Below are 11294 nucleotides of genomic sequence, written 5' to 3'. Positions count from 1 at the left end.
GAAACTGCCGGTGCTGGCGACTTCAACATCGCTTAGACATTCCCGGGAGGCCGCGCCAGCCGGGATACCTCGATTACAGCTTACCGCCCATCTGCAAAACCGCGGCGACGTTTCGCGCCGTCATCCGCAGGTTGGCGGCGGCATTGGCCAGCGCTTCATCCAGCGTGCAGATGGTGTACAACACGCTGAATACCGCATCCAGCCCGTGCTGATGCACGACGCCGACATCGGCGGTAAGGCTGCCGGCAATCCCGATCACCGGTACGTTAAATCGCTTCGCCACCCGGGCCACTCCCACCGGCACCTTGCCGTGGATAGTCTGACTGTCGATACGTCCTTCGCCGGTGATCACTAAATCAGCATCCGCCACCCGCTCCGCCAGCTGCAGCGCATCGGTGACAATCTCAATGCCCGGGCGCAGTTGCGCGCCACAAAACGCATACAGCGCCGCGCCCATCCCGCCCGCCGCGCCGCCGCCTTCCAGGCTCAGCACGTCGCAATCTAAATCACGGGCGATGATCCGGGCATAGTGCCGCAGGCCGCTGTCAAGCCGGTCGATCATCTGCGCCGTCGCTCCTTTTTGCGGGCCGAATACCGCGCTGGCGCCCTGCGGGCCGGTCAACGGGTTGGTGACATCGCAGGCCACGTCAATCCGACAATCTGCCAGCCGTGGATCAAGCTCGCCAAGATCGATGCGCGCCAGCGTCTCCAGCGCACCGCCCCCTGGCGCGATTTGCTGACCGTCGGCGGTCAGCAATTTCGCCCCCAGCGCCTGCGCCATGCCGGCGCCGCCGTCATTGGTCGCGCTGCCGCCAATGCCAATAATGATCTGCCGCACGCCAGCGTCCAGCGCATGGCGAATCAGCTCCCCGGTGCCCCAGGAGGTGGTCAGCAGCGGGTTACGCTGCGCCGGGGGAACGCTTTCCAGCCCGCTGGCCGCCGCCATTTCGATAAAGGCACACTGGCGATCGCCGGACAGCCCATAAAATGCCTCTACCGGCTCCCCCAGCGGCCCGGTCACCGTCAGCGGCACCTGATGCCCGCCGGTCGCCGCCACCATGGCTACCACCGTCCCTTCCCCACCGTCGGCAACCGGCAGCCTGACATATTCCGCGTCAGGATAAATCTCGCGAAAGCCTTGCTCTATCGCACTGGCTACTTCCAGCGCGGTCAGGCTCTCCTTCCAGGAATCCGGTGCGATCACTATTTTCATCTGCAGTCCTTACTTTGAGCTAACCCCTGTCGCTATCGCGCAATGCCGGCCCCCGCAGAGGCCGGCGGCCTTTTAGCGCACCATGCATGGACGCTTGTTGTCAAAGGTCCAGCCCGGGATCAGGTACTGCATCGCCATCGCATCGTCGCGGGCGCCAAGGCCATGTTTCTTATATAGCTCATTTGCCTGCATGACGCGGTCCATATCCAGCTCAACCCCCAGACCCGGCGTGCTCGGCACCTGCACCATTCCGCCTTTAATTTCAAACGGTTGTTTGGTCAGACGCTGGTTGCCCTCCTGCCAGATCCAGTGGGTATCGATAGCGGTGATCTTGCCCGGCGCCGCAGCCGCGACGTGAGTGAACATCGCCAGCGACACGTCGAAGTGGTTATTGGAGTGCGAACCCCAGGTCAGGCCGAACTCATGACACATCTGCGCCACGCGAACCGACCCCTGCATGGTCCAGAAGTGCGGGTCCGCCAGCGGGATATCCACCGACTGCAGGGAGAGCGTATGGCCCATCTGCCGCCAGTCGGTGGCGATCATATTGGTGGCGGTCGGCAGGCCCGTCGCGCGACGGAACTCCGCCATCACTTCACGGCCGGAGAAGCCCTGCTCAGCGCCGCACGGATCCTCAGCATAGGCCAGCACGCCCTTCAGCTGCTTGCCAATCTGAATGGCTTCTTCAAGCAGCCAGGCGCCGTTCGGATCGAGGGTCACGCGGGCATTCGGGAAGCGCTTCGCCAGGGCGCTGATCGCTTCGGCTTCTTCAAAACCGGCCAGTACGCCGCCCTTCAGCTTAAAGTCGTTGAAACCATATTTTTCATAGGCCGCTTCCGCGAGGCGGACCACCGCATCCGGCGTCATTGCCTCTTCATGGCGCAGGCGATACCACTCGCACTGTTCATCCGGCTGGCTCTGATAGGCCAGCGGCGTGGCGTGGCGGTCACCGATAAAGAACAGATAGCCCAGCATTTCAACTTCGCTGCGCTGTTGCCCATCGCCGAGCAGCGAGGCGACGTTGACCCCAAGGTGCTGGCCCAGCAGGTCCAGCAGCGCCGCTTCGATCCCGGTCACCACGTGGATGGTGGTGCGCAGGTCAAAGGTCTGCAGGCCGCGGCCGCCGGCGTCACGGTCGGCGAACTGATTACGCACCGCGCCGAGCACGTTTTTATACTCGCCCAGCGTTTTGCCCACCACCAGCGGAATGGCATCCTCCAGAGTCTGGCGAATTTTTTCGCCTCCCGGAATTTCACCGACGCCGGTATGGCCGGCGTTATCTTTAATAATCACGATATTGCGGGTGAAGTACGGGGCGTGGGCCCCGCTCAGATTCATCAGCATACTGTCATGGCCGGCAACCGGGATCACCTGCATGGTGGTGACAACGGGCGTGGAAGAGAAAGTCGTCATAGCATCATCCTTTTGTAATTAGTGGCGGCCGAAAACAGGACGTTTGCGGTCGAATGTCCAGCCGGGGATCAGGTACTGCATCGGGCCCGCGTCGTTGCGCGCGCCGCCCGGCAGCGCTTTATAGGCCTCATGGGCTCTGCGCACCTGCTCCCAGTCAAGTTCCACGCCGAGTCCCGGCGCGTCTGGCACGGCAATCTTGCCGTTAATAATCTGCAGCGGATTTTTGGTCAGGCGCGCGTCGCCTTCCTGCCAGATCCAGTGGGTGTCGATGGCGGTGGGATGACCCGGCGCGGCGGCGCCGACGTGGGTAAACATCGCCAGGGAAATATCAAAATGGTTGTTGGAATGGCAGCCCCAGGTAAGCCCCCAGTCGTCGCACAGCTGCGCCACTCGTACCGCGCCGGAGAGCGTCCAGAAGTGCGGGTCCGCCAGCGGAATATCGACGGCGTTGAGCATCACCGCATGACCCATCTCGCGCCAGTTGGTGGCGATCATATTGGTGGCGACCGGCAGCCCGGTGGCGCGGCGGAACTCGGCCATCACCTCCCGGCCGGAGAAGCCCTGCTCGGCGCCGCACGGATCTTCGGCGTAGGTCAGAACATCCTGCAGCCCTTTGCACAGGGCGATCGCCTCATCCAGCAGCCAGGCGCCGTTAGGATCGACGGTGATGCGCGCGTCCGGAAAGCGCTTTTTCAGCGCCCGGGCGGTGTCAATTTCCTGCTCGCCGGGCAGCACGCCGCCCTTCAGCTTAAAGTCTTTGAAACCGTAGCGATCCTGAGCGGCTTCCGCCAGGCGCACCACCGCTTCGCTGCTCAGCGCCTGCTGGTGGCGCAGGCGATACCATTCGTGATCGCCCGGCGTATGGTCCAGATAACCCAGGTCGGTTTTCTGCCGATCGCCGATATAGAACAGGTAGCCCAGCACGGTGACGGCATCACGCTGCTTACCCGGGCCCAGCAGCTCGCAGACCGGCACATTGAGCACCTTGCCGAGCAGGTCGAGCAGCGCGGCCTCCAGCGCCGCTACCGCGTTGACTTTCAGTTCGAAGGTCCATGCCCCTTTGCCAAAGGTGTCGAAATCCGCCGCCTGATTGCCTTTGTGCACCTGCTGCACCACGCGATTGAGACGGGCGACCTCCTGACCCACCACCTGCGGGATCGCCGCCAGCAGCGTCTGGTAGATGACCTCTCCGCCAGGGGCTTCTCCCACGCCGGTGTTGCCGGCGTTATCGGTCAATACCACGATATTGCGGGTAAACCAGGCGTTATGCGCCCCGCCGATGTTCAGCAGCATGCTGTCGTGTCCGGCCACCGGAATGACCTTCATCTCTGTAATAATCGGGCTGGATTGAGTAGTCATGATTAACGCCCCACCACAGGTTTCAGTTCGATGCGTTTGATGTCGCCCACCAGCACCAGATAGCTCAGCACCGCCACCAGGGCATGGATACCTACGTAAACCAGCGCCCCGTTGAACGAGCCGGTGGTGCCGACGATATAGCCGATAGCGATCGGGGTGACGATACCGGAGATATTGCCAAACATGTTGAACAGACCGCCGGAAAGACCGCTAATCTCTTTCGGCGCGGTATCCGCCATCACCGCCCAGCCAAGCGCGCCGATCCCTTTGCCGAAGAAGGCCATCGCCATAAAGCCAATCACCATCCACTCCACGTTGACATAGTTACACATCAGCATGGTCATGGAGAGCAGCATCCCCAGCACAATCGGCGTTTTGCGGGCAATGTTCAGCGAGCCGGTGCGGCGCATTAACCAGTCAGAGATCACTCCGCCCAGCACCCCGCCGACGAAGCCGCACACCGCCGGAATGGAGGCGACAAACCCTGCTTTAAGGATCGACATGCCGCGCGCCTGCACCAGGTAAACCGGGAACCAGGTGATAAAGAAGTAGGTCAGGGCGTTAATGCAGTACTGACCGATATAGATGCCGATCATCATCCGCGATCCGATCAGCTGCTTGATCTGGCCCATTTTGACGCTGAACGGCACCTTCTGCGCGCTGCTCTTTTGATCCATGTTGATCAGGGCGCCGCCTTCGGCGATATATTCCAGTTCCTTCTTGTTTACCCCCGGATGGTTGTTCGGATCGTGGATCACTTTCAGCCAGACAAAGCTAATCACAATCCCCAGGCCGCCCATAAAGAAGAAGACGTGCGACCAGCCCACCTCATGCGTCAGCCAGCCCATGATCGGCGCGAAGATAACGGTGGCAAAGTACTGGGCGGAGTTAAAGATCGCCACCGCCGTGCCGCGCTCCTGCGCCGGGAACCAGGCGGCCACGATACGGCTGTTACCCGGGAATGACGGCGATTCGGCCAGGCCAACGAGGAAGCGCAGGGTAAACAGCGCGACGATAATGCCAAAGCCGCTGAAGATGTCGACGAAGCCCTGCAGCAGGGTAAACATCGACCAGATGAAAATCGACCAGAAATAGACGCGCTTCGAACCGAAGCGGTCGAGCAGCCAGCCGCCCGGGATCTGGCCGATGACATAAGCCCATGAGAACGCGGAGAAGACATACCCCATTCCCACCGGATCCAGGCCGATATCTTTGGCCATTTCCGAACCGGCGATCGACAGCGTCGCCCGGTCGCCATAGTTAAAAGAGGTGACGATAAACAGCATCACCACTATCCAGTAGCGGGCGTTGGTGCGCTTTTCAGCCGCCGTCGCCGCCTGACTTAATGAACTCATTGTTGTACTCCTGAATCATAGCGTTTAGCTACGTTCATTCTGAACAGCACAACCTGTAGGGTAATCAGAATGACGTGGTCGTGTTTTGATAGTTGTCGTTATATCTGGCACTGCATTTATCACTGGCTGGAGCAGTATATGAAGAGGCACACCGCGGCTCACCGTGCATCTACACAGCTTTGACGCCGCTATTGCAGGTGGTTTATGGCGTATGCCTGAAAGAATGGGGGGAAGTTCACGGAAATGAAAAACCAGCGCCGTGGGTGGTCAAAAGCGCAGCAATAAGAGCCGGAGTGTGAAATACCTCTCTTGACCCGGTGAAACCGGCTGGCTTAACCCATGATATTGCTAAGGATATTGTGCATTTGCCTGAAGGCGTGCCGCCCGGAAAGGGATACACTTTTGCTGTCCGCGTATCTGGCCGCGACATCTTGAAAGGGCGCCCTCTGCGTAGGGAGAGGGCAGCGCTTTTATTCCAGCAGGGTAGCCCACTGCTCAACCCATGGATTAGAGACGCTCTCCGGCTCCGGATCTTCGCTGGCGTCAATCTTCAGCATTTCGCCGATGCGCTTCGCGCCCTGCTCCTGCAGCAGTTGATCGAACTTCAGGCCTCCGCCGCAAAAGTTGGCGTAGGTGCTGTCGCCCAGCGCGATAATGCCGTAGCGCAGGTGAGGCTGATACATATCTTTAATGCCCTCATACAGCGGGACGATGCTGTCCGGCAGATCGCCCTGCCCGGTGGTGGAGGTGACCACCAGCACATACTTACCCGTGTAGGATTCCCAGTCGTTGACCTGCGGATCCTCATACACGGTAGCCTTGTGTCCCAGTCCGCTGAGGATCGCTTCCGCTTCTTCCGCGACCAGCAGCGAGTTGCCGTACATGGTGCCGACAAAAATTCCGACTTCCGCCATGCTATTATCTCCCTGGATTGACCTTATTCTCTTCATCCTGACCGCAGTCGTCGGCAAACTCAACCCTTTCATTTAGCGGGAGAAGCCCGCGCCAGCCAAACTGCGACAGCGCACGCATCCAGACGTCGTCAAAACCGGCGCGCAGGGTCAGCGGCTCACCGGTAAAGGGATGGGTTAACGACAGTTCGCTGGCGTGCAGCATCAGGCGGTGACAGCCGAAATGCTCCGCGGCGCTGCGGTTTTGCCGCAGATCGCCGTGCTTGCTGTCGCCGAGGATCGGATGACGCAGGTGGGCCAGATGGCGGCGCAGCTGGTGCTTGCGGCCGGTTTTCGGCTCCAGTTCCACCAGCCCGTAGCGCGTGGTGGGATAACGCCCGGTCGCCACCGGCATCTCCACCGTCGCCAGACCACGGTAATGGGTCACCGCCGGCTGCGGCCCTTTGTCTTCGCGGGCGAACTTATCGGCGATTTTATCCAGCTCTTCCACCAGAGGATAATCGAGCAGCGCCTCTTCCATCAGCCAGCCGCGGACGATCGCATGGTAGCGCTTCTGGATCTGATGCTGCTCGAACTGCTGCGCCAGCAGGCGCCCCGCCTCGCTTGACAGTCCCATGAGCAGGACGCCGGAGGTGGGCCGGTCGAGGCGATGGGCGGTAAAAACGTGCTGGCCGATCTGGTCGCGCACGGTCTGCATCACCACCACTTTCTCATCGCGATCGAGCCAGCTGCGATGCACCAGCCAGCCCGACGGTTTGTTGACCGCCACCAGCCAGTCGTCCTGGTAGATTATCTCCAGCATCAGGCCTGCTCACTGGCAAACAGCGCGTCCAGCAGCAGCAGCTCCGCCAGCATGGATTCGCGAACCGGGTGGGCTTGATCCAGCGCCATTTCGTAATACGGCGTAACGGCGAAATTTTGCGGCAGCGGCTGGCCGCTCTCCAGCAGCTGATGCATACGCGGGATCAGGACCCACTGCAGCCACTCCAGCGGCTCCAGGGTATCCAGGCAAAACGGCTTATCGCTGGCGAAGGCGCTGCTGTCCGGCGCCGTCTCCTGCCAGTGCTCTGTTTCGCGCAGCAGGGCTTCAATGGCGCGCAGGCGATCGCGCACGCTATCGTCAAGAGTCATGGGGGAAACCTCGATGAGTTAAAAACCGGGCGCAGGATAGCAAATCCGCAGGAGAAATAAAAAAAGGGAGCACTGTATAAACAGTGCTCCCGGTTCGTTTTGCAGCATTCCCGCTACATTGGTGCTCCCTGCTCGTCCTTGAAAACTTTTCCTGAGGTCTCCTGACCATGTTCATCCATAAACTCGTGCATCCTGCTTTCACACCACCCCGATGCGAAATGACTTATCCTTAAGTTTGTCCCGATCTTCCAGATCCACCGTTCATCCTGAGCGGCTCTCATTCTCCATCCTGGAGGTGTCCATTACGCGATCCTGCGTTATCCTTGCTTCATCCTGAAGCCTGTCCTTGCAACGCCATCCTGGCGGGTCCTGCAGAAGCGCCATCATCCTGATGTTCGCTTCATTTCGCGACTTCCTGTCGACAGACATAGGATCACTGATTCTGCCTCTTCTTACAACCCTTCTTGAGACAATCTCTTAAGATTAGTCCCCACTCAAAAGGACGAAAAAATAAAAATCCAATTTAATACCAATAAGTTAACAAAAAAAGATTGGATTAAATTTGCCTTAAATGATGATGATCTCTTACAGGTTTTGTAAGAGATCTCTCACAAATGACCAGGCAGACTGGATTACAGAACCGGCTCAAGCTGGTTGAGGAAACCCGCAAGCGAGGGGGAAAGGGTGATGCGTTTGGCGGTGCCGAGGGTCTCTTTGACGACTTCACCGCTGAGATTACAGACGGAAATGACATCCAGTTCACTCTCGAGGGTGGCGATAAACAGCGTCGGCGCCAGCTTCAGCCGCTTCTGCACCACCAGATGCCCGATGAGGTTTTCCTGCACCCGCTGAAAATCCTCTTCACTCCAGGTCTGCAGCAGCGTTAGCGTTTCGCCGGCAAACCGGCCGGTCATATCGCCGGCAAACTGAGTGGTATAATAAGAATGAAGCGGCTGTTGTACCACAATATCCAGGGCGCGTTCAACCGCGCTGATATTTTGCGCCAGCGAAAACGGCTGCGGCTGCCAGAACACGGCCTCGCCCTGGGTGTCGACGACGCAAGGCGACGGGACGCCATAAAGCTCTTCACTGCGCGGCAGGCTGTGGCGCTGCTGCTGCCAGGCGGCGCAATAACGTTGGGTAAAAGCATGCAGCGCTTCTGCGGTCTGATGGTCCACCGGTTTCTCTCTTCATGTTAGACAGGATACACTGGGGTCATAGTGTACCCGCTTTACTATGGTGAAACATGTCTTCTTACGATAATCATCAGGCGCTGGCCGGCCTGACGCTCGGTAAATCAACCGATTACCGCGATACCTATGACGCCTCGCTGCTGCAGGGCGTTCCGCGCAGCCTTAACCGCGACCCGCTTGGCCTGCATGCCGACAACCTGCCGTTTCACGGCGCCGATATCTGGACGCTGTACGAACTCTCCTGGCTGAACGGCAAAGGCCTGCCGCAGGTGGCCGTCGGCCACGTCGAACTGCCCGACACCAGCGTTAATCTGGTGGAGTCAAAAAGCTTTAAGCTTTATCTCAACAGCTTTAACCAGACGCGTTTCGCCAGCTGGCAGGAGGTTGAAGAGACGCTGACCCGCGATCTGAGCGCCTGCGCCCAGGGCGAGGTCAAGGTCTCGCTGTATCGGCTGGATGAACTGGAAGGCCAGCCGATTGCTCACCTCCACGGCGCCTGCATCGACGATCAGGATATCGAGATCGATAACTATCAGTTCAGCGCCGACTACCTGCAGGGCGCCGCCAGCGGCAAAATCGTGGAAGAGACGCTGGTCAGCCATCTGCTGAAGTCCAACTGCCTGATCACCCACCAGCCGGACTGGGGCTCGGTGCAGATCCAGTATCGTGGGGCGAAAATCGACCGCGAGCAGCTCCTGCGCTATCTGGTCTCGTTCCGCCACCATAACGAATTCCATGAGCAGTGCGTCGAGCGCATCTTTAACGATATTCTCCGTTTCTGCCAGCCGGAATCGCTTTCCGTTTACGCCCGCTATACGCGACGCGGCGGTCTGGATATCAACCCCTGGCGCAGCAACGGCGACTTTTCCCCTGCCACCGGCCGCCTTGCCCGACAATAATAAACATTTTCACAATTTGCGTGCGTTTAGACGCGCGCAAGGTTGTGGAAACGCCGCTCGCAGGGCTATTGTAATCACAGGAAGACCATAAGCGTCCTGTAAGGAGTTCACTTGATTACACATGTTAGCCCGCTTGGTTCAATGGATATGCTGTCGCAGCTGGAAGTGGATATGCTTAAGCGCACCGCCAGCAGCGATCTGTATCAACTCTTTCGCAACTGCTCGCTTGCTGTGCTCAACTCGGGGAGCCTGACCGATAACAGCAAGGAGCTTCTGTCCCGTTTTGAAAATTTCGATATTAACGTGCTGCGTCGCGAACGCGGCGTGAAGCTGGAACTGATCAACCCGCCGGAAGAGGCCTTCGTTGACGGGCGCATTATTCGTTCCCTGCAGGCCAACCTGTTTGCCGTGCTGCGCGATATCCTGTTCGTGTACGGCCAGATCCACAATACCGTTCGCTTCCCGAACCTCGATCTCGAAAGTTCGGTCCATATCACCAACCTGGTGTTCTCGATCCTGCGCAACGCCCGCGCGCTGCACGTCGGCGAAGCGCCGAACATGATCGTCTGTTGGGGCGGCCATTCGATCAACGAAAACGAATACCTCTACGCCCGCCGCGTCGGTACGCAGCTGGGACTGCGGGAACTCAATATCTGCACCGGCTGCGGGCCTGGCGCGATGGAAGCGCCGATGAAAGGCGCCGCCGTCGGCCACGCGCAGCAGCGCTACAAAGACAGCCGCTTTATCGGCATGACCGAACCGTCCATTATCGCCGCGGAACCGCCAAACCCGCTGGTCAATGAACTGATCATCATGCCGGACATCGAAAAGCGTCTGGAGGCCTTCGTGCGCATCGCCCACGGGATCATCATCTTCCCGGGCGGCGTCGGCACCGCCGAAGAGCTGCTTTACCTGCTGGGTATTCTGATGCATCCGGATAACAAAGCGCAGGTGCTGCCGCTGATCCTCACCGGACCGAAAGAGAGCGCTGACTACTTCCGCGTGCTGGACGAATTTATCACCCATACTCTGGGCGAATCCGCCCGTCGCCACTACCGGATCATCATCGACGACCCGGCGGAAGTGGCGCGGCAGATGAAAAAAGCGATGCCGCTGGTGAAAGAGAGCCGTCGCGAGACCGACGACGCCTACAGCTTCAACTGGTCGATTCGTATCTCGCCGGACCTGCAGATGCCGTTTGATCCGACCCATGAAAACATGGCCAACCTCAAACTCTCCCCGGACCAGCCGGTGGAAGTGCTGGCCGCCGACCTGCGCCGCGCCTTCTCCGGCATTGTCGCGGGTAACGTCAAAGAGGTGGGCATCCAGGCCATCGAGCAGTACGGTCCTTATAAGCTGCACGGCGACCCGGAGATGATGCGCCGCATGGACGATCTGCTGCAGGGCTTCGTCGCCCAGCACCGCATGAAGCTCCCGGGCGGCACCGCCTATATTCCCTGCTACGAAATCATCGCCTGATTTCCGTCCCGCCGGGGCAGCGCCTGTTGCCCCGGCGGGCACGCTTTCTCTGAATTCCAAAACGCGCTAAAAATCTTTCTGTTACTCATCAAACAGCTAAATTATTTTTACATAGCCAATCGTTTGCGTTGGTAAAAACTGCGACAATTATCACTGCAAAAAATGGTTTTAAGCGCAAAAACGTCGACCACTTCTCTTTTTTACAGTAAATCCCTCGTTATTACGCCCCCCAGCTTTTATCTCATATGCTGCAAATGGTAGCCTGCGCGCCACAAATCGCTGGCTGACCACCAGAAACAGGCTGTTGGACTAAAAATACGCACATTGAAAGTGGATTATTG

10 protein-coding genes are annotated in these 11294 nt (G+C 59.0%); 2 read left to right on the top strand and 8 right to left on the bottom strand.

What is annotated here, in order from left to right; genetic code table 11:
• Nucleotides 1–73 precede the first annotated feature (73 nt).
• From ABLV54_RS04795 to syd, 8 genes are all read right to left on the bottom strand, one after another.
• The gene (locus ABLV54_RS04795) at nucleotides 74–1213 is read right to left on the bottom strand and encodes a glycerate kinase (protein ID WP_101881247.1); all 1140 of its coding nucleotides are present in this window, start codon (nucleotides 1211–1213) and stop codon (nucleotides 74–76) included.
• A gap of 72 nt (nucleotides 1214–1285) precedes the next feature.
• On the bottom strand, nucleotides 1286–2626 hold the full coding sequence (gudD, locus tag ABLV54_RS04790; RefSeq protein ID WP_023290833.1) for a glucarate dehydratase: 1341 nt from the start codon (nucleotides 2624–2626) through the stop codon (nucleotides 1286–1288).
• An 18-nt stretch (nucleotides 2627–2644) separates the two neighbouring features.
• Entirely contained in the window at nucleotides 2645–3985 is a 1341-nt protein-coding gene (locus ABLV54_RS04785; RefSeq protein ID WP_023290834.1) for an enolase C-terminal domain-like protein, read from the bottom strand.
• A gap of 2 nt (nucleotides 3986–3987) precedes the next feature.
• The gene (locus tag ABLV54_RS04780; protein ID WP_044524535.1) at nucleotides 3988–5340 is read right to left on the bottom strand and encodes an MFS transporter; all 1353 of its coding nucleotides are present in this window, start codon (nucleotides 5338–5340) and stop codon (nucleotides 3988–3990) included.
• 470 nt (nucleotides 5341–5810) lie between these two features.
• Entirely contained in the window at nucleotides 5811–6254 is a 444-nt protein-coding gene (locus ABLV54_RS04775; protein WP_004205560.1) for a flavodoxin, read from the bottom strand.
• Between the two features lie 4 nt (nucleotides 6255–6258).
• Nucleotides 6259–7053: a tRNA pseudouridine(65) synthase TruC gene (gene truC, locus ABLV54_RS04770; RefSeq protein ID WP_032453917.1), complete on the bottom strand. Its 795-nt coding sequence runs from the start codon at nucleotides 7051–7053 to the stop codon at nucleotides 6259–6261.
• Nucleotides 7053–7382, bottom strand: coding sequence for a YqcC family protein (locus tag ABLV54_RS04765; protein ID WP_101881248.1), 330 nt, complete (start codon nucleotides 7380–7382; stop codon nucleotides 7053–7055). The genes truC and ABLV54_RS04765 overlap by 1 nt, the downstream gene beginning before the upstream one ends.
• A 632-nt stretch (nucleotides 7383–8014) precedes the next feature.
• Complete coding sequence (syd, locus tag ABLV54_RS04760; RefSeq protein ID WP_023290838.1) at nucleotides 8015–8560, bottom strand: SecY-interacting protein; 546 nt, start codon at nucleotides 8558–8560, stop codon at nucleotides 8015–8017.
• 68 nt (nucleotides 8561–8628) lie between these two features.
• Between syd and queF the strand changes: the two genes are divergently transcribed.
• Both queF and ppnN read left to right on the top strand, forming a co-directional pair.
• Nucleotides 8629–9474 (top strand): NADPH-dependent 7-cyano-7-deazaguanine reductase QueF, encoded by an 846-nt coding sequence (gene queF / locus ABLV54_RS04755; RefSeq protein ID WP_023290839.1) that lies wholly within the window; start codon nucleotides 8629–8631, stop codon nucleotides 9472–9474.
• Nucleotides 9475–9585: 111 nt separating this feature from the next.
• Nucleotides 9586–10953: a nucleotide 5'-monophosphate nucleosidase PpnN gene (ppnN, locus tag ABLV54_RS04750; RefSeq protein ID WP_023290840.1), complete on the top strand. Its 1368-nt coding sequence runs from the start codon at nucleotides 9586–9588 to the stop codon at nucleotides 10951–10953.
• Nucleotides 10954–11294 lie beyond the last annotated feature (341 nt).

The organism is Klebsiella sp. JB_Kp042 (assembly GCF_040065275.1).
Taxonomy (GTDB): domain Bacteria; phylum Pseudomonadota; class Gammaproteobacteria; order Enterobacterales; family Enterobacteriaceae; genus Klebsiella; species Klebsiella quasipneumoniae.
The sequence above is the reverse complement of the archived record's forward strand: the minus strand, read 5'-3'. Positions and strand labels throughout refer to the sequence as shown.